We start from the raw sequence: 17,944 nt of genomic DNA, 5'->3' as shown, positions 1-17,944 counted from the left end.
TCAGCGGCGCTTCTCCAGAGTGGGGAGGGTGCCGGAGGCGCGGGCGGCCTCGTACCAGGCGTGCGCCTCCCCCTGGCGCTCCGCCTCGGCGCCGGTCGCGATCGCCGCGCGCACGTGCTCGGGCCCGTAGCCGAACGACGCGACCAGGTCGGCGGCGTGCGGGCGGATGCGGGCGAGCAGCCGGTCGATGTAGGACGTCACCGCGACCGCTCGCTGCGACGACAGGCGCCCGTGGATGAGGTACCAGTCGAGGTGCTTCTCGATCAGGCCCAGGCCGAACAGGTCGCGGAGCCAGGTGAGGACGGTGCGCGTGCCCGCGTCCTCGACGCCGGCGAGCGCCTCCGTGAACGCCTCCCACTGCAGCAGCTCGGCGTGCGCGCGCGCCGCCTCGATGAGCTCGCTCTGGTGCGCGTTGAACAGGCGGGCCGCCTCGTCGGAGGGCAGCTTCGACGCCGGGCGCAGCCGTGAGGCGATCCCCGCGACCATGCTCTCGACGCGGCCGGTGAGCAGCTCGCGCTGGTCCTCCCGCAGTTGGCCGACCGAGCGGGCCGTCGATCCGCGATCGGCGACGACCTGGGCCAGACGGCGCAGACCCGAGTTGTCGACGGTCGCCCCCGCGACCTGCGAGGCGGCGTACCGCGCGAGCTCCGCGGGCTGGGCGCCCTTGAAGCGGCGTCCGACGTCGGTCAGCAGGCGCTTGGCGACCAGCTGGAGGAGCACGGTGTTGTCGCCCTCGAAGGTCGCGTACACGTCGAGGTCGGCGCGCAGCTGCGTGAGCCGGTTCTCCGCGAGGAAGCCCGCGCCTCCGCAGGCCTCGCGCGCCTCCTGCAGCGTGTCGAGAGCGTGCCAGGTCGAGAGCGCCTTCAGCCCCGCGGCGAGGGTCTCGAGGTCCTGCCGCGACTGCTCGGTGTCGTTCGCGCCGGAGAAGACCTCGTCGAACGCCGTCAGCAGCTTCTCGTGCGCGAAGGCGGCGGCGTAGGTGGTGGCCAGGCGCGGCAGGAGGCGGCGCTGGTGCCGCTGGTAGTCGAGCAGCACCTCCTCCCGCTCGCCGCCGCCGGTGAACTGGCGGCGCTGGTCGCCGTAGGTGACGGCGACCGTCAGCGCGATCTTCGCCGCGGCGACCGAGGCTCCGTCGAGCGAGACGCGGCCCTGCACCAGCGTGCCGAGCATGGTGAAGAAGCGGCGGCCCGGGCTCGCGATCGGCGAGGAGTAGGTGCCGTCGGCGGCGACGTCGCCGTAGCGGTTCAGCAGGTTCTCGCGCGGGACGCGGACCCCGTCGAAGTGGAGGCGGCCGTTGTCGATCCCGTTCAGACCGCCCTTGAGGCCGTCGTCCTCCCCGCCGACGCCGGGCAGGAACGCGCCCTGCTCGTCGCGGATCGGGACGAAGAAGGCGTGGACGCCGTGGTTCACCCCTTGGGTGACCAGCTGCGCGAAGACGACCGCCGCGCGCCCGTCCACCGCCGCGTTGCCGAGGTAGTCCTTCCAGGCCGCGCGGAACGGCGTCCGCAGCACGAACACGCCGTCCTCGTAGGTGGCGGTCGTGGCGATCGACGCGACGTCGGAGCCGTGCCCGGTCTCGGTCATCGCGAAGGCGCCCGGGATCTCGAGGCTCATGATCCCCGGCAGCCACTTCTCGTGGTGCGGGCGCGTGCCCAGGTGCAGGACCGCGGCGCCGAAGAGCCCCCACTGCACGCCGGACTTGATCTGCAGCGAGGGGTCGGCGGTGACCAGCTCCTCGAAGCCGGCGATGTTGCCGCCGTGGTCGGCCTCGCCGCCGAGGTCGACCGGGAAGGCGCGGTGCACGCCGCCCTCGGCCGCGAGCACGCGCATCTGCTCCGAGACGCGGAGGCGGTGCTCCTTCATCGGGAGGCCGTCGGTGCGGTGCAGCTCGGGGCGGGCGGTCAGGGCGCGGCTGGCGAGGCGCTGCTCGCGCCAGGCGCCGAGCAGGGTCTCCCCGAGGGCGGCGACGTCGACGGCGGGGGCGCCGTCCTCGTCCAGGCGCGCGTCGACCTCGGAGCCGAGGGAGTCCACCGGCGGCGTGGGCGCGATCGAGCCCGAGCGGGAGCGCCGGGCCCGCGTGCGTCCGGTGGCTGCCCGGTCGGCGGCGTCGGCGGCGGAGCGGGGGTGGGGAGCGGTGCTGACCATGGTGTTCGTGTCCCTTCGACCGTCTGCGGCTCGGGCCGCTCCCGGTGCGTCGTGCGCCGACGGGCGCGGCAGCGGAGGCGGTCCTCGCACGGTAGGTCGCGCGGCGGCGCGGCGGAAACGTTCCGTCGCCCGGGCACAAACGGCGCCGGGCGGAGGCGGAAGCGCGTTGTCGGAACCGACCAGGCGGGGGCGGGGCGCGCGGCTCGTGCGCAGGACGGGCTGTCCCTGCGACGGGAGCGGAGAAGGGGGCGGCTCGTCCGTGTGCTGAACGGGCTGTCCCTACGGGCTGCTTCTGCGGAGGAGGGACGCCGCACCGGAGGCCGCCTCGCTAGTCTCTCGGCATGAGCGAGCCGCCGCTGCCTCCCCCTCCGCCCGCCCGACACCCGGCGGCCGGGCCGCCCGCGGACGTCGCGGCAGCGCCTCCCCGGACTCCGGGTGCGCCGCCCGTGGACGTCGCGGCCGCGCCTCCCGCGCCTCCGGCCGCGCCGGGATCCGGGGTTCCGCATGGGCGCCCGGTCCGCGTCTGGGACCTGGTGCTGACGATCGTGCTGATCCTCGTGGCCTCCGCGGTGACGCTGCTGCTGTCGTTCTTCGGGCTGTTCTTCGCGATGGCCAGCGACTCGTGCGGCGGATCGAACGCCTGCGACATCGGCCTGATCGAGGGCGGGGTGGTCCTCGCCGCAGGAGGAGTGTGGGTGCCGTTCCTCGCGGCGCTGGCCGTCTCGATCGTGCTGCTGGTGCGGCGGCGCATCGCGTTCTGGGTGCCGGTGGCGGGCCTCGCGGTGTCGTTCTGCTGCACGCTGCTCGGCGGGTGGATGGCGTCGACGGGCGCGGGCGGCTGAGGGCGCTCGCCGACGCCTCGGACCGAGGACGCTCGCGTCGGTGACGAGATGGGCACGATCGCCGACGCGGAGCCCGGAACACGGTCGCCCGCGCCGGCGCCCGCCTCCGTCGCGGGTGGTGAACCGCGCGCCTCAGCGACGGATCAGTAGCTGTCCCAGCCGGGCTCCCAGTCGGGCTCGTCCGGCGGCACCCAGTCGTCCTCCGGCGGCTGAGCGGCGGACACCGGCGGACCGGACGACTCGCGGCCGAACGAGGGCTTCGCCCCTTGCGAGCGGGACGACCCGCCACGGGCGGCCGGCGCGCGGCGGGGAGCGGGAGCCTCCTCACCGGGTTCCGGGACGGCGATCTCGGGGCTCTCCCCCGCGACGACGGCGAGAACGGCCTCGCCGTAGGTGAGCAGCTTCTTCTGGCCGACGCCGCCGATGATGCTGAGCGCGTCCATCGTCGCCGGCTCGGCGGTCGCGATCTCGCGGAGGGTCGCGTCGTTGAAGACGATGTAGGCCGGGACCGCCTGCGCGCGGGCCTGCGCGGCGCGCCACTCCCGGAGCCGCTCGAACAGCGGCTGAGCCTCGCCCGACAGCTCGGCGACGGTGGACCGCCCGGAGCGGGAGGATCCGCTGGAGCGGGCCGGCTTCTCCGGCTCCTGCCGCAGCTCGACCTTCCGCTCGCCGCTGAGGACGGAGCCGGACGCGGGCGTGAGCACGAGAGTGCCGAAGCCGTCGTCGTTCACGCCGAGCAGGCCCTGCGCGAGGAGCTGGCGGGCGACTCCGCGCCACTGGGTGTCGCTGAGCTCGGCGCCGATGCCCCAGGTGGCCAGGCCGTCGTGCTGGTGCTGAGTGGTGCGCGGCGTGGTCTTGCCGCGGAGGACGTCGATGATGTGTCCGGCGCCGAACTGCTGGTTGCGCTCCCGCTTGAGGCGGACGACCGTCGACAGGAACTTCTGCGCCGCGACGGTGCCGTCCCAGGAGGCGGGCGGCTCGAGGCAGGTGTCGCAGTTGCCGCAGGCGGTGCTCTCCTGGCCGAAGTAGGCGAGCAGGTTCACCCGGCGGCACTGGACCGTCTCGGAGAGCGCGAGCATCGCGTCCAGGTGCGCGGACATCCGCCGACGGTGCGCCAGGTCTCCCGGCGACTCGTCGATCATCCGGCGCTGCTGCACCACGTCCTGCAGGCCGTAGGCGAGCCAGGCGGTGGACGACAGTCCGTCGCGGCCGGCGCGACCCGTCTCCTGGTAGTAGCCCTCGACCGACTTGGGCAGGTCGATGTGCGCGACGAACCGCACGTCCGGCTTGTCGATCCCCATGCCGAAGGCGATGGTCGCGCAGACGATGACGCCCTCCTCGCGGAGGAACCGCGACTGGGCGGCGGCGCGCACCCGCGAGTCGAGGCCCGCGTGGTACGCGACGGCGTCGAAGCCCGCCGAGCGCAGCGCCTCGGCCGTCGCCTCGACGCTCTTGCGGGAGAGGGCGTAGACGATGCCCGCGTCGTGCGCGTGCTCGCGCCGCAGGAAGTCGATCAGCTGCTTGCGCGGCTCGACCTTGTTGACGATCCGGTACTGGATGTTCGGGCGGTCGAAGCTCGAGACGAAGTGGCGGGCGGCGCCGAGGTGCAGGCGCGAGGTGATCTCGCGGTGCGTCGCCTCTGTGGCGGTCGCGGTGAGGGCGATGCGCGGGACGTCGGGCCAGCGCTCGGCGAGCTCGCCCAGTGCGAGGTAGTCGGGGCGGAAGTCGTGGCCCCACTGGCTGACGCAGTGGGCCTCGTCGATCGCGAAGAGGGCGATCCGGCCGCGGGCGAGGAACTGCTTCATGCCCTCGTTGCCCAGGCGCTCCGGGGCGACGTAGAGCAGGTCGAGCTCGCCGTCGAGGTAGGCGCGCTCGACGCGGCTGCGCTCGCCCGCGTCCTGGGTGGAGTTGAGGAACTCGGCGCGGACGCCGTTCGCGCGGAGGGCGTCGACCTGGTCCTGCATCAGCGCGATGAGCGGGGACACGACCACGCCGGTGCCGGGGCGCACGATGGCGGGGATCTGGTAGCAGAGCGACTTGCCGCCGCCGGTGGGCATCAGGACGACGGCGTCGCCGCCTCCGATGACCTGCTCGACGATGGCCTGCTGCTCGCCGCGGAAGGAGCCGTAGCCGAAGACCTTCTCGAGGATCGCCTGCGCCTCGGAGGATCCGGATCCCGGGGCGCCGCTCGCCGCGTCGCTCCGGACGCCGCCGCGGGACTCCGCCGAGGGGTCGGCGAGCGGCGGGGCGGGGAGGGCTGTCGCGGTGGGCTCTGTCACCCGGGGAACTCTACCCGCCGCCTCCGACGCCGCCCCGGGGGTCCGGGGAACTGTGGAGAAGGGCCGCAGGGAGGGAGCTGGGGAGGCGGCTGCGGGGAGGTCGGGGGTCTTCTGCGGCGCCCGGATCAGAGGTCGGTGAGGGTGCGGGTGTCGCCGTCCCAGAAGCGGACGCCCGCGAGGCCGACGGTGAACGGCTCGCCGAGGAGGGGGACGGCGTCGCCGAGCTGCTCGGCGCGGAGGCGGCGCGAGACGCTGATGTGCGGCGTCCAGGCGTCCGGCAGCGAGGTGTCGACGCCGCCCGGCACGAGGCGCGTGGCCCGGTCGTGCAGAGCGTCGAGGGCGGGCGAGCGGACCACTCCCCAGGCGAGGACGAAGCGCCCGGCGTGCGGGAAGAGGAGGACAGCACCCAGGTCGACCGTCGCCGGAAGCGGACCGAGCGCGCCCGGCTCCGGGGCGGTCAGCTCGAGCCCGGCGACCAGGGTGAGGTGCGGGCGGTTGCTGGCGGACGTGTGCAGCGCGAGGCTCGGGATGCCGGCCGCCTCGAGCGCCTCCCACTGGCTGCGGACGCGAGCCTCCGACTCCGGATCGAGGAGGACTTCGAGGCTGCGCATGTCCACATTCTGCCGCGGCTCCCGTGTGCGGGCCTTCGCGGGCGCGCGGCCACTCGCGGGGAGCGGGTGGGGGGGGCCCGCCCGCTCCCCGCCACCCGCGTCAGCCGATCGTCACGAGGGCGGCGAACAGCTCCGGCGCTCGGCGGTCGACGATCCGACCGCCGACGCGGATGCCCACCAGCGCGAAGACGGTGCCCAGCACGAGGGCGGCCGCCAGTCCGATCAGGCCGAAGGCCGGGTCGCCGCCGATGAGCGAGATCGCGCCGAGGACGATCGACGGGAGCGCCAGCAGACCGGTCGCGGCCATGCTCCCCAGCATCACGACGCTCGAGATCATCCCGGAGCCCGGCGGCGTCTTCAGCGGGCTGTCCCCCGGCCCGGGCACGGGGTAGACGACGAGCGACGAGGCGACGCTCGACACTCCGAACCCGCTGAGAACGAGGGCCAGCGCCATGCCCAGCACGGCCGGGATCGCGTCGGCGCGTCCCGCGTACAGCGCGGTGCCCACCGCCACGGCGACCACCGCAGGGACGCCGATGATCGCGGCGGCGACGACGCGACCGGCGCGGTCGGCCGACCCCGTCACTCCGGAGCTGACGTGCGCCGCCCAGGCGGTGCCGTCGTACGACACGTCGGCGCAGAGGGTCACGCCGAAGATCAGGCCGACGAGCACGGCCGAGAGCAGCACGAAGGTGTCGCCGCCGCTGCCGATCGCGGAGTAGAACACCGCGAGGACGACGACGGCGGGGATGACGAGGAGCCCACGGCTGTAGCGCGGGTCGCGCCACCAGTAGCCGAGGGCACGCGCGGCGACGGCGCCGGTCGGGGTGCCGGGGAAGCGCCCGAACAGGCCGAGGCCCGCGGATCCGGAGGCGGAGTGCGCGCCGGACGCGGCGGGCTCCGCGAGCGCGTGCCGCAGCGCCCGGGCCCACGCCCAGACGAGGACGGCCAGCGTCGCGAGCCCGATCAGCAGGCGCGCGATCGCCGCGACCCAGTCGCCCGCGACGACGGATCCGGGGACGGCCCAGATCGCGCCGAGCGGCGACCAGCCGAGGGCGCCCGCGATCACGGGCAGGACGTCCAGGCCGTCGCGGATCACGTTGGTCAGGCCGAAGAAGAGCGGTCCGAGCAGGATGACGACGACGAGCACGACGCCGCCGATCACCTCGCGGTAGCGGCGGCTCGAGCCCAGGCCCGTGGTGAGCGCGCCGATCAGGCGGGACGCGACCACGCAGGTCGCGACGCCGATCACCGCGGCGACGAGGCAGGGCAGGATGCCGATCGGACGGCTCCACCAGGCGGCGGCGGAGGCGAGCGCCCCGAGCGTGGTCACCACGCCGGGGATGCCCGCGAGGCCCGCGGCGGCGAGCCCGAGGAGGAGGGTCCGCAGCGGGATCGGGAAGGTCGCGAGGGTGGGCAGGTCGAGGCTCTGGTCGGAGCCGGACAGGAAGATCGGCCCGAGCACCCAGCCGAGGATCAGAGCGGAGCCGCCGAGGACGATCGCGACGTTCGCGAACGCCGGGTCCGTGCCTCCGAGCGCGACCAGGCCGGCCGCGACCAGGCCGAGCACCGCGATCGCGTAGAGACCGCCGAGGATCACGCCGATCAGCTGCCACACGTTCCGCGTCAGCGAGTTGCGGAGCAGGAGCAGCCGCAGCCTCAGGAGATGCGCAACCATGCCGGTCCCTCCTGGTGGGTGCGGCCGCCGACCAGCTCGACGAAGCGCTCCTCGAGGCTGGAGCCGGCGCGGACCTCCTCGAGGGTGCCGGAGGCGAGCACGCGGCCGTCGGCGATGACGGCGACGCGGTCGCACATCCGCTCGACGAGGTCCATGGAGTGGGACGAGACGATGACCGTGCCGCCCGACGCGACGAAGCCGGTGAGGATGTCGCGGATGTTCGCCGCCGAGACCGGGTCGACCGACTCGAACGGCTCGTCGAGCACCAGGAGGCGCGGGGCGCGCACGAGCGCGCAGGCGAGCGCGATCTTCTTGGTCATGCCCGCGGAGTAGTCCACGACGAGCGTGCGGTCGGCCGGATCGAGGCCGAGCAGGGCGAGGAGGTCGTCGGTCCGCTCGACGACGACGGAGCGCTCGAGCCCGCAGAGCAGGCCGTAGTAGGTGACGAGCTGGAGACCGGTGAGGCGGTCGAACAGCTTGACGCCGTCGGCGAGGACGCCGATCAGCCGCTTCGCCTCGAGGGTGTCCTTCCAGACGTCGACCTCGTGGATCGTGACGACGCCGCTGTCGGGGCGGAGCAGGGCCGTGGCCATCGAGAGGGTCGTCGTCTTGCCCGCGCCGTTGGGGCCGACGAGCCCGAAGAAGGAGCCGGCGGGGACGTCGAGGTCGATGTCCTTCACGGCCTCCTTGTCGCCGAAGCGCTTGCGGAGGCCGCGGATCCGCAGAGCGACCTCGCCGTGGCGGCCGGAGGCCTCGGGGGCGGCCCACGCGGGGGTCGCGGAGTCGGTGTGCGCGGAGTCGGTGTGCTCGGCAGCGGTGCCGTCGGCGGCGGTGCGCGCGGCGGGGCTCTCGGTGTCCGTGCCGTCCTGGGGAATGCCGGGGGGCGTCGTCCCGTCCATGTGTGTCCCTTCCGGGCCGCGGTGGGCGGCCGCTCCTCCACCCTAGGCAGGCGCTGCGGCCGGGGCATCCGTCCCGCGATGGAGTCGCGCTGAACGCGCCGGCGCGGCCCCGGTGGTCCGACGGGGCGGGGCGGGAGCACGGCCGCCTACGCTGGCCCCATGCCCACGCTCCTCCTCGTCCGGCACGGACGCACCACCGCGAACACCGCGGGGATCCTCGCCGGACGCACCGCCGGAGTGCGGCTCGACGACGTCGGACGCACGCAGGCGGCGCGCACCGGGGAGCGGCTGGCGGCGGTCGAGCTCGCGACCGTGGTGTCGAGCCCGCTCGAGCGGTGCCGGCAGACCACGCGCTTCGTCCTCGAGCGGCAGACGGGATCGCCGGCGACCGTGATCGACAAGGGCATCACCGAGTGCGACTACGGCGACTGGTCGGGGCGCTCGCTGCGGGATCTCGCGACGGAGCCGCTCTGGGCGACGGTGCAGAACCAGCCCTCCGCGGTGGTGTTCCCCGGCGGCGAGGGGATGCTCGCGATGCAGGCCCGGGCCGTATCGGCGATCCGGCGGCACGACGCGGCGGTGGCGGAGGAGCACGGGGCCGGCGCGGTGTGGGCGGCGGTCAGCCACGGAGACACGATCAAGGCGATCCTCGCGGACGCGCTCGGCATGCACCTCGACCTGTTCCAGAGGCTCAGCGTCGGACCGGCGTCGGTGTCGATCATCCGCTACGGCGCGGGGCGGCCCGAGGTCGTCGCGATGAACACGGACGCCGGGGACCTGGGCTGGCTGCGGAAGGCGGCCCCCGTGGCGGACGCCGCTGTGGGGGGCGGGGCGGGGCACGAGTAGGCGCGGTTCGGGAGGGCCGCTTCAGGGCTCGACCGAGCGGCAGGGACGCGGGTGCTCGGCGGCGGTGGATCTCGATGCGCCCGCTCCGCGGGGGGCTCGGTCAGCAGAAGAAACGGCTGCTCGATCAGCAGGCCGCCCGAGCCCGACGCGCGCAGCCACCGCGGAGGCGGGCGCTCGTAGACTGGGGGCATGCCTCCGATCGTGCACGGATTCGACTGGCCCGATCGCGTCGTCGTGGGGACCGTCGGCTCACCCGGCTCGCGCTCCTTCTACCTCCAGGCCAAGACCGGGCCCCGCGTGGTCAGCGTCGGCCTCGAGAAGCAGCAGTCGGCCCTCCTCGCCGAGAAGATCGACGAGATCCTCGACCAGCTGATGACCGCCCAGGGCAACCCGGTCAGCGTCCCCGCCGGCACTCCCCCGGAGCTCGTCGACAACGACCCGCTCGACCAGCCCGTGGAGCCCGAGTTCCGCGTCGGCGGTCTCAGCCTCGGCTGGGACCCGTCCACCGCGCAGATCGTGATCGAGGCCTACCCGCTGACCGAGGCGGAGGACGACTCCGAGGAGGAGCCCGAGCCCACCGAGATGCTGCAGGTGAAGATCCCGGTCGGCACGGCGCGCGCCTTCGCGAAGCGCACCCTCGAGGTCGTCGGCGCCGGACGTCCGCTCTGCCCCCGCTGCGGCGAGCCGATGGATCCCGACGGGCACGACTGCCCGCTCGCATGAGCGACCCGGGCGGGCTCGACGGCGAGCTGGAGCTGGCCGGCCGGATCACGATCGCCTCGAACGCGACGTTCCTCGCGCAGCTCGGCGAGACGTCCGTCGTCTACAAGCCGATCTCGGGCGAGAAGCCGCTGTGGGACTTCCCGGACGGCGTGCTCGCGGGCCGCGAGGTCGCCGCGTACCTCGTCTCGGAGGCGCTCGGCTGGAACGTGGTGCCGCGCACGTGGCTCCGCGACGGTCCGCTCGGGCCGGGCATGGTCCAGCTCTGGCAGGACATCGATCCGGACCAGGACGCGGTCGACCTGGTGCCCGCCGACGCCGTGCCCGACGGATGGCGGCACGTCCTCGACGGCAGCGACGAGGAGGACCGCGACATCTCCCTCGTGCACGAGGACTCGACGGCGCTGCGCCGGATGGCCGTGTTCGACGTGGTCGCCAACAACGCGGACAGGAAGGGCGGGCACGTGCTCGCGCTGCCCGACGGCCACCGCTACGGGGTCGACCACGGCCTCACCTTCCACTCCGAGCACAAGCTGCGCACGGTCCTCTGGGGCTGGATCGGCGAACCGCTGCTCGAGGAGGAGCTGACGGCGCTGGCGCTCCTGCGCGCGCAGATCGACGGACCGCTCGGCGAGGCGCTCTCGGAGCTGCTCACCGAGGACGAGGTCGCCGCGTTCGCGAAGCGCTGCGAGCGGCTCGGCTCCTTCGGCCGCTTCCCGGGCCCGCGGGGCGGGATGCCCGCGGTGCCCTGGCCGCTGTTCTGAGCCGGGCGCGGTCGGAACTCAGGACGAACGCCTGCGGAGCGGCGGAGACGCGCTGATCCTCAGGGGCGGGAGCGGGTCCCTCCTGCATCCTGAGCGGCTCAGAAGGTCCAGCCGCGGCCGAACAGCTCCTCGCCGGGCGTCCCGCCGCCTCCCGGACCCGCGCCGCGAGCGCCGAGGTAGGAGGAGACGACGGCCGCTCCCAGGTCCTCCGCCTCCGGGTTCACCACCGAGCCGCCGACCCGGCGGGCGAGCGAGTCGATGAAGCGCGCGAGGCCCGGGTCGTCGCCCAGGCGGAAGAACGTGGTGTGCGCGCCGAGGCGGAGCGACGCGTCGAGCTCGCGGACCGAGACGGCGACCGTCAGCGGGTCCGGCGGGTAGTCGAAGAAGACGCCGCCGTCGGGCTCGAGGTGCGCGGTCGGCTCGCCGTCGGTGACGATGAGCAGCACCGGCTGCGCGTTCGGGTGCTTGCGGAAGTGCCGGTTGGCCAGCAGCAGCGCGTGGTGCAGGTTCGTGCCCTTGTCCCACTCGGCGTCCAGGCCCACCAGCTGCTCGACGTCCATCACCTCGGCGCGTCGGCCGAAGGCGACGAGCTGCAGCGCGTCTCCGCGGAACCGGCTGCTGATCAGGGTGTGCAGGGCGAGGGCGGTGCGCTTCATCGGCACCCAGCGGCCGTCCATCGCCATCGAGAACGAGGTGTCGACGAGGAGCGCGACACAGGCCTGCGTGCGCGCCTCCGTCTCCTGCACCTCGACGTCGTCGATCAGGATGCGCACCCCCGAGCCGACCGGCCGGCCCTCGCCGGCGGTGCGGGTGAGGGCGTTGGTCACCGTGCGGGGGATGTCCCAGGCCTCGGTGTCGCCGAACTCCCACGAGCGCGTCGCTCCGGAGCGCTCGCCCGCCGCGCCCGCGCGCCGGACGTCGCGGGCGCCCTGACGGCCGGAGACGGTCTCGGCGATGTCGCGCAGGAGCGCTTTGCCGAGCTGGCGCATGGCCTTCGGGCTGAGGGCGAGGCGGCCGTCGGAGCCGCGGCGCAGGGTCCCGGAGTCGCGCAGGGCCCGCTCCAGGCGCTTCAGCGTCTGCGCGTCGACGGAGGCGTCCTCGCCGAGGCGCTTCGCCAGCAGGTCGAGGTCGAGGTCGTCGAGGGAGGAGCGGTCCGTCTGCGCGAGCTGGTCGGCGAGGGCGTCGAGGTCGGCCAGCTCCTGGAACACGCCCGTCCCGTCGCCGAGGCCGAGCCCCTGCTCGCCGTCCATCCGCTCGGAGCCGCCCCAGTCCTCGCCGGGACGGAGCCCCCGCAGGGTCTCGTCGAGGCGGCCGAGGGACTGCATGAGCTCCGGCGTGCCGAAGGCCTCCTGGGCGAGGGCGTCGAGCTCGGCGCGCTGCTCGGCGGTCATCGAGTTGCGCATCCGCTGGGCCGCCGCCGCGCGGGCGGCGAGCGCGTCGATCAGCTCGTCCACCGATTCCGGGCCCTCGGGGAAGTACTCGCCGTGCTGCTCCATGAAGGCGTCGAACTGCTCGGGGGTGTCCTCCCCGCGCGCGTGCGCCTCGAGCAGCTCGTTCAGGTCGCGGAGCATCGCGTCGATCGCGGCGCGGTCCTCGTCGCTCGCGTTCTCGAGGGCCTGCTTCATCCCCTCGAAGCGCTGATCGAGCATCTCGCGGCCCAGGAGCTCGCGGATCCGCTCGAAGTCGGCGCGCGCCTCGGGGCTCTGCCAGCGGTAGTCGCGGAGCTCCGAGACGGCCGCGGCCGGCGAGGGCGGGAGGCTGTCGAGCTGGATCTCGGCGAGCGCGCGGTCGCCGTCGTCCATCTGCGTGTCGCGGGCGAGCTGCTTGCGCTCGGCGAGGACGGCCTTGTCGAGGAGCTCGCGGATCTCGCGGAGCGTACCGTCGAGGTTGTTCCTCTGCGTGAGCTCGCGACGCCGCTCGGCGACGCGGGCTGCCAGGTCGTCCAGGCCCTCGCGGTCGCGGGTGCCCCGGCGGAGGAACTCGCGCAGGGCGCGCTCGGGCGAGGTGCCGCCCATCACGTCCTCGCCGATCGCGTCGAGGGCCTCCTTCAGGTCGACCGGAGGAGCGAGCGGATCGGGTCCCCCGTCGTACTTCGCGTAGCGCGCGTCGCGCTTCAGCCGCCGGTTGCCGCGCGGAGCATCAGCCATAGACGGCCTCGCCCCCGCCCGTCTCCTTGCTCAGCTTGCGCGAGAGGTAGAGGCCCTCGAGGGCGAGCTCGACCGCTCCGGCGCGGCGCCCCTCCCCCACGGCGTCGAGGCGCTCGGCGACCTCGTCGTACACGCGGGCCTCGCCCAGCAGCGGCAGGCCGGCCAGGAACTCGCGGGCGGTCACCTGCTCGCCGGTCGTGATCATCGCGCCGTTCTCGACCGCCTCGACGAGCGGCCCGAGGTCGACGCCGCGCAGGTGGGCGCGGACGGTCTCGGCGGTGGCCTGACGGAGCAGGTGGTCGAGGATCTCGTCCTCGCGGCCCTCCTCCCCCGACTCGAACTCGATCTTGCCGCCGAGCACGTCGACGGCGGTCTCGAGGTCGATGGGGCGGGCGACCGCCTCCTCCTCGCCGCGGCGGGTGGCGCGGTGCAGGGCGGCGGCGGCGATCGTCTCGGCGCCGGCGATGGCGAAGCGGGCGCTGACGCCGCTGCGCTGGTCGACGGAGCTCGACTCGCGCAGGGCCCGCGTGAAGCGGGCGAGGATCTCGATGAGCGCGTCGGGCACGGTCGCGACGAGGTCCGCCTCCTGCCGGATGACGGCGACCTCGTCGACGAGAGCCGTCGGGTAGTGGGTGCGGATCTCGGCGCCGAAGCGGTCCTTCAGCGGCGTGATGATCCGGCCGCGGTTCGTGTAGTCCTCCGGGTTCGCGCTCGCGACGACGAGGACGTCGAGGGGGAGGCGGAGGACGTAGCCGCGGATCTGGATGTCGCGCTCCTCCATCACGTTGAGCATGGCGACCTGGATCCGCTCGGCCAGGTCCGGCAGCTCGTTGATCGCGACGATGCCGCGGTGGCTGCGCGGGATGAGGCCGAAGTGGATGGTCTCCGGGTCGCCCAGGCTGCGGCCCTCGGCCACCTTCATCGGGTCGACGTCGCCGATGAGGTCGGCGACGCTGGTGTCGGGGGTGGCCAGCTTCTCGACGTAGCGCTCCTCGCGGGGCTTCCACCCGACGGGCAGGTCCTCGCCCAGCTCCTCCGCGCGGCGGCGGCTCTCCGTGGTGATCGGCTCGTAGGGGTGCTCACCGAGCTCGGACCCCTCGATGACGGGCGTCCACTCGTCGAGCAGGCCGACGAGGGTGCGCAGGAGGCGGGTCTTGCCCTGGCCGCGCTCGCCCAGCAGGACGATGTCGTGGCCGGCGATGACGGCGCGCTCGACCTGCGGGATGACCGTCTCGGCGAAGCCGTGCAGGCCCGGCCAGGGATCGCGGCCCTCGCGCAGGGCGTCGAGCAGGTTGTCGCGGACCTCGGTGCGGAGGCTCTTCTGCACGTGCCCGGAGGCACGGAGCTGGCCGAGGGTCTGGGTCGTCGGGCGCATCACCTCGGCAACGCTACGCCGCAGGTCCGACACGTGGTGGAGGTGCGGCGGATTCGCGGCGCGGGCTTGCGCGGGGGGCGCGCCGCGGACGGCTCAGCGCTCGAGGCGCGGGGCGGCGGCGAGCAGGCGGCGCGTGTACTCCTCCTGCGGCGCGGCGAGGAGCGACGCGGCCGGCCCCGCCTCGACGATCCGACCCTCGCGCATCACGGCGATGCGATCGCTCATGTGGGCGATCACGCCGAGGTCGTGCGAGATGAGGAGGAGGGCGAGGCCGTGACGGCGCTGCAGGTCGTCGAGCAGGTCGAGGATCTGCGCCTGCACCGACACGTCGAGGGCCGAGACGGGCTCGTCGCAGATCAGCACGTCGGGGCGCGTCGCCAGCGCCCGGGCGATCGAGACGCGCTGGCGCTGACCGCCGGAGAGGGTCCGCGGCGAGCGCCGCTCCAGGGCGGGGTCGAGCCCCACGCTCTCGAGCAGCGCGGGCACGGAGGCGGCGCCGGCGTCGCGGAGGAGGCGGCCGACGCTCCAGCGCGGGTCGAACGAGGAGAGGCTGTCCTGGTAGACGGCGCCGATCCGCGGGCGGCGGGGACGGCGGGAGCGCTCGGTCGCTGCCGACCACGGCTCGCCGAACAGCTCGACGGCGCCCGCGTCCGGACGCCGCAGCGCCAGCACGAGCCGGGCCACCGTGCTCTTGCCCGACCCGGACTCGCCGACGAGCCCCACGGTCTCGCCGCGCCGCAGCCGGAGGTCGACGTCGTCGACCGCGACCCGCACTCCTCCGCCGGGCAGCGGGAAGCGGGCGGCGAGTCCGCGGGCCGCGACCACGACCTCGCCGGGAGTCTCGGGCGGGGTCGCCGGTGCGGTCGGGTCGGTGAGCCGGGAACCGCGCGGGCGCCCTGCGGGGACAGCGGCCACGAGCGCGCGGGCCTCGGGGCTGCGGGGCGCGCGCAGCACCTCGGCCGCGGTCCCCTCCTCCACCACGCGGCCGTCGGCCAGCACGAGGATGCGGTCGGCGAGGCCCGCCACCACCGCGAGGTCGTGCGAGACCAGGACGAGCGCCCGGCCGCGCACCTTCTGCTCGGCGAAGAGCTCGAGCACGCGGGCCTGGACGGTCACGTCGAGCGCGGTGGTCGGCTCGTCGGCGACGAGCAGCGGCGGATCGAGCGCCACGGCCGCCGCGAGGAGGGCGCGCTGGCGGAGCCCGCCGGAGAGGTCGCCGGAGCGCTCCCGCATCCGCTCGGCCGGCTCCGGCATGCCGACGCTCGCCAGGGCCTCGACCGTCCGCTGCGCGCGCTCGGCCGCGGGGAGGCGGCCGTGGAGGCGGAGCACGTCGCCGATCTCGCGGCCGATCGGGCGCAGCGGGTCGAGCGAGAGCAGCGCGTCCTGCGGGACGAAGCCGACGGATCCGCCGCGCAGCCGCCGCAGCTCCCGCTCGCCCGCTCCGACCACCTCGGTCCCGCCGACGCGGACGCTCCCGGTCACGGCGCCTCCGCTCAGCCCCAGCAGCGCTCGCGCGGTGACGCTCTTGCCCGACCCGGACTCGCCGACGATCGCGACGCACTCCCCCGGCTCCACGCGGAACGAGACCCCGTGCACCACCTCGACTCCGTCGAAGGCGACCCGGAGCCCCTCGACGACGACCGCGCTCACCGCGCACCCCGCAGACGCCCGCCGAGGACCGTCGTCGCGATCGTGGTCAGCACGATCGCCAGCCCCGGGAACACGGTCAGCCACCACGCGCTCGAGAGGTAGGTGCGGCCCGCCGAGAGCATCGCGCCCCACTCCGGCGCGGGCGGCTCGGCGCCCAGGCCCAGGTAGCTGAGGGCCGAGGCCCAGACGATCGCCTGGCCGACGCCGAGGGTCGCCAGCACGGCGAGCGGCCCGAAGGTGTTGGGGAGGACGTGCCGGACGAGGATCCGGACGGGCCCGTGCCCCAGCACGCGCGCCGCCTCGACGTAGCCGGAGTCGCGGATGCCGAGCAGCTGCGTGCGCAGGATGCGGGCGTACCCCGGCGCGGTGGAGAGGCCGACCGCGATGGTGGCGGGGACGACTCCGGGACCCGTGACCACGATCACGAGCAGCGCGAGCAGGAGCGCGGGGAAGGCGAAGAGCACCTCGAGCACGCGGCCGATCACGCCGTCGACGACGCGGCCGCCGAACGCCGCGACCACCCCGAGCACCGCGCCGAGGACGAGGCCGATCGCGGTGGCGCTGGCGCCGATCAGGAGGGATGCGCCCGCCCCCGCGATGAGGCGGCTGAGGACGTCGCGACCGGACTCGTCGGTGCCGAGCAGGTGGGCGGCACCCGGTGGGGTGAAGGCGTCGCGCGGGGCGACGGCGAGCGGATCGGAGGGGGCGAGCAGCCCGGGCGCGACGGCGGCGAGCAGGAGCAGCACCACGAAGACCGCGGCCAGCACCTCGCCGGCGCGGAGGCGGGAGGGACCCCGGCGGAGCGGGCGGGCGGCGCGCAGCTCGAGCTCGCTCACGCGACCGCCTCCCGCCGGGCCAGCCGCGGGTCGATCACGCGCGTCAGCAGATCGGTGGCGAGGGTCACGACGATGTACGCCAGCGCCGTGACCAGCACGACACCCGTCACCACCGGCACGTCACGGACGGTCACCGCCGCGAGCAGAGTCCGGCCGAGCCCCGGCCTCGCGAAGATCGTCTCGACCACCACGGCCCCGCCGATCAGGTAGCCGAACGCCCAGCCCGAGAGCGAGACCCCTGGCAGCACCGCGTGGCGCAGGGCGTGGCGGGCGCGGACGCCGAACTCGCCCTCGCCGCGCGCCCGAGCGGCGAGCACGAACGGCGACTCCAGCGCGTCGAGGAGGGAGCGGCGCATCACCTGGCCGAGGAAGCCCGCCAGCGGGATCGCGAGGGTGAGCGTCGGCAGCACCAGCCCGGCGGGCGACCCGGTGCTGACCGGGGGCAGCCAGCGCAGCGCGGTCGCGAAGACGGCGATCAGCACGGTCGCCAGCCAGAAGTGCGGGAGCGCGGCCGCCGTGAGCTCGAGGCCGGACCCGACCGCGGCGGCGAGGCGGCCGCCCCGGGTCGACCAGAGGGCGGTCGCGAGCGCGAGGATCCATGCGGCGGTGAGCGCGAGCACGGCGAGCAGGAGGGTGCCGGGCAGCTGCTCGCCGAGGATCTGCGCGACGGGAGTGCGCAGGGAGTAGGAGGTGCCGAGGTCGCCGCGCGCGAGCCTGCCGAGCTGCACCAGGTACTGCACGAGGAGCGGCTGGTCGAGGCCGTACTGCTCCCGCACCGCGGCGAGCGCCTCGGGCGACGCCTGCGAGCCCGGACCGCCGAGGATCGCCTGCGCCGGATCGCCGGGGACGAGGCGGATGAGGACGAAGACGGCGGTCGCGACGGCCCACAGCACCACGAGGGCGCCGCCGAGGCGGAGGAGCACGCGGCGGATCATGCGGGCGGGCGTCCTCTCTGGTCGGGGCGATGGAGGGGCGGGGCTTCGTCGAGGTCCGCTCCCTCCGGAGCACGGGGTCTCGATGCGCGACCGTCGGCGGCTACTCGACCAGCATGGAGGACGGATCCCTGCTGATCGAGCAGCCCGCGGAGCGGGCGCATCGAGATCCGCCCGTCCCGATCGCGGGGTCTCGATGCGCCGCCGCGGCGACTACTCG

Annotated in this window: 14 protein-coding genes; 4 read left to right on the top strand and 10 right to left on the bottom strand. The window is 74.7% G+C overall.

The window, feature by feature from the left end:
• Positions 1-2,145 (bottom strand): acyl-CoA dehydrogenase, encoded by a 2,145-nt coding sequence (locus C5C36_RS07295; protein WP_104309483.1) that lies wholly within the window; start codon positions 2,143-2,145, stop codon positions 1-3.
• Between the two features lie 341 nt (positions 2,146-2,486).
• Between C5C36_RS07295 and C5C36_RS17865 the strand changes: the two genes are divergently transcribed.
• Positions 2,487-2,987, top strand: a complete 501-nt coding sequence (locus C5C36_RS17865) for a DUF6264 family protein (RefSeq protein WP_219812269.1) — start codon at positions 2,487-2,489, stop codon at positions 2,985-2,987.
• A 143-nt stretch (positions 2,988-3,130) separates the two neighbouring features.
• Here C5C36_RS17865 and recQ read toward each other — a convergent pair whose 3' ends face one another.
• The 4 genes from recQ to C5C36_RS07275 all read right to left on the bottom strand — a co-directional run bounded on the left by recQ (position 3,131) and on the right by C5C36_RS07275 (position 8,454).
• Positions 3,131-5,266 carry a DNA helicase RecQ gene (recQ, locus tag C5C36_RS07285; protein WP_181133788.1) on the bottom strand — a complete coding sequence of 712 codons (2,136 nt, stop codon included), beginning with the start codon at positions 5,264-5,266 and terminating at the stop codon, positions 3,131-3,133.
• A 125-nt stretch (positions 5,267-5,391) separates the two neighbouring features.
• Positions 5,392-5,877 carry a 2'-5' RNA ligase family protein gene (locus tag C5C36_RS17555; protein ID WP_104272953.1) on the bottom strand — a complete coding sequence of 162 codons (486 nt, stop codon included), beginning with the start codon at positions 5,875-5,877 and terminating at the stop codon, positions 5,392-5,394.
• A 100-nt stretch (positions 5,878-5,977) separates the two neighbouring features.
• Positions 5,978-7,555, bottom strand: coding sequence for a transporter (locus C5C36_RS07280; protein WP_104309482.1), 1,578 nt, complete (start codon positions 7,553-7,555; stop codon positions 5,978-5,980).
• Entirely contained in the window at positions 7,537-8,454 is a 918-nt protein-coding gene (locus tag C5C36_RS07275) for an ABC transporter ATP-binding protein (RefSeq protein ID WP_104225053.1), read from the bottom strand. Before C5C36_RS07275 ends, C5C36_RS07280 begins: the two co-directional genes overlap by 19 nt.
• Positions 8,455-8,613: 159 nt before the next feature.
• Here C5C36_RS07275 and C5C36_RS07270 point away from each other — a divergent pair, with 159 nt between their 5' ends.
• The 3 genes from C5C36_RS07270 to C5C36_RS07260 all read left to right on the top strand — a co-directional run bounded on the left by C5C36_RS07270 (position 8,614) and on the right by C5C36_RS07260 (position 10,784).
• Positions 8,614-9,300 carry a histidine phosphatase family protein gene (locus C5C36_RS07270; RefSeq protein ID WP_104226042.1) on the top strand — a complete coding sequence of 229 codons (687 nt, stop codon included), beginning with the start codon at positions 8,614-8,616 and terminating at the stop codon, positions 9,298-9,300.
• 189 nt (positions 9,301-9,489) lie between these two features.
• Positions 9,490-10,023 carry a DUF3090 domain-containing protein gene (locus C5C36_RS07265; RefSeq protein ID WP_104225051.1) on the top strand — a complete coding sequence of 178 codons (534 nt, stop codon included), beginning with the start codon at positions 9,490-9,492 and terminating at the stop codon, positions 10,021-10,023.
• Positions 10,020-10,784, top strand: a complete 765-nt coding sequence (locus C5C36_RS07260) for an SCO1664 family protein (protein ID WP_104226043.1) — start codon at positions 10,020-10,022, stop codon at positions 10,782-10,784. The genes C5C36_RS07265 and C5C36_RS07260 overlap by 4 nt, the downstream gene beginning before the upstream one ends.
• A 98-nt stretch (positions 10,785-10,882) precedes the next feature.
• Here the strand turns inward: C5C36_RS07260 and C5C36_RS07255 are convergent, their stop codons facing one another.
• From C5C36_RS07255 to C5C36_RS07235, 5 genes are all read right to left on the bottom strand, one after another.
• Positions 10,883-12,931 carry a VWA domain-containing protein gene (locus tag C5C36_RS07255; protein WP_104309481.1) on the bottom strand — a complete coding sequence of 683 codons (2,049 nt, stop codon included), beginning with the start codon at positions 12,929-12,931 and terminating at the stop codon, positions 10,883-10,885.
• The gene (locus C5C36_RS07250; RefSeq protein ID WP_104309480.1) at positions 12,924-14,306 is read right to left on the bottom strand and encodes a magnesium chelatase; all 1,383 of its coding nucleotides are present in this window, start codon (positions 14,304-14,306) and stop codon (positions 12,924-12,926) included. Before C5C36_RS07250 ends, C5C36_RS07255 begins: the two co-directional genes overlap by 8 nt.
• 93 nt (positions 14,307-14,399) lie before the next feature.
• On the bottom strand, positions 14,400-15,956 hold the full coding sequence (locus C5C36_RS07245) for an ABC transporter ATP-binding protein (protein ID WP_104309479.1): 1,557 nt from the start codon (positions 15,954-15,956) through the stop codon (positions 14,400-14,402).
• Positions 15,953-16,792: an ABC transporter permease gene (locus C5C36_RS07240; protein ID WP_104226047.1), complete on the bottom strand. Its 840-nt coding sequence runs from the start codon at positions 16,790-16,792 to the stop codon at positions 15,953-15,955. Before C5C36_RS07240 ends, C5C36_RS07245 begins: the two co-directional genes overlap by 4 nt.
• Positions 16,789-17,727 carry an ABC transporter permease gene (locus tag C5C36_RS07235; protein WP_104226048.1) on the bottom strand — a complete coding sequence of 313 codons (939 nt, stop codon included), beginning with the start codon at positions 17,725-17,727 and terminating at the stop codon, positions 16,789-16,791. The genes C5C36_RS07240 and C5C36_RS07235 overlap by 4 nt, the downstream gene beginning before the upstream one ends.
• Positions 17,728-17,944: the final 217 nt, after the last annotated feature.

It is taken from the genome of Rathayibacter sp. AY1G1 (assembly GCF_002932095.1).
Lineage (GTDB): Bacteria > Actinomycetota > Actinomycetes > Actinomycetales > Microbacteriaceae > Rathayibacter.
The sequence above is the reverse complement of the archived record's forward strand: the minus strand, read 5'-3'. Positions and strand labels throughout refer to the sequence as shown.

Excerpts from the sequence above, each read along its gene's own strand:
- C5C36_RS07295 (WP_104309483.1), bottom strand. The coding sequence starts at position 2,145 with ATGGTCAGCACCGCTCCCCACCCCCGCTCCGCCGCCGACGCCGCCGAC.
- C5C36_RS17865 (WP_219812269.1), top strand. The coding sequence starts at position 2,487 with ATGAGCGAGCCGCCGCTGCCTCCCCCTCCGCCCGCCCGACACCCGGCG.
- C5C36_RS17555 (WP_104272953.1), bottom strand. The coding sequence starts at position 5,877 with ATGCGCAGCCTCGAAGTCCTCCTCGATCCGGAGTCGGAGGCTCGCGTC.
- C5C36_RS07280 (WP_104309482.1), bottom strand. The coding sequence starts at position 7,555 with ATGGTTGCGCATCTCCTGAGGCTGCGGCTGCTCCTGCTCCGCAACTCG.
- C5C36_RS07275 (WP_104225053.1), bottom strand. The coding sequence starts at position 8,454 with ATGGACGGGACGACGCCCCCCGGCATTCCCCAGGACGGCACGGACACC.
- C5C36_RS07270 (WP_104226042.1), top strand. The coding sequence starts at position 8,614 with ATGCCCACGCTCCTCCTCGTCCGGCACGGACGCACCACCGCGAACACC.
- C5C36_RS07265 (WP_104225051.1), top strand. The coding sequence starts at position 9,490 with ATGCCTCCGATCGTGCACGGATTCGACTGGCCCGATCGCGTCGTCGTG.
- C5C36_RS07260 (WP_104226043.1), top strand. The coding sequence starts at position 10,020 with ATGAGCGACCCGGGCGGGCTCGACGGCGAGCTGGAGCTGGCCGGCCGG.
- C5C36_RS07255 (WP_104309481.1), bottom strand. The coding sequence starts at position 12,931 with ATGGCTGATGCTCCGCGCGGCAACCGGCGGCTGAAGCGCGACGCGCGC.
- C5C36_RS07250 (WP_104309480.1), bottom strand. The coding sequence starts at position 14,306 with ATGCGCCCGACGACCCAGACCCTCGGCCAGCTCCGTGCCTCCGGGCAC.
- C5C36_RS07235 (WP_104226048.1), bottom strand. The coding sequence starts at position 17,727 with ATGATCCGCCGCGTGCTCCTCCGCCTCGGCGGCGCCCTCGTGGTGCTG.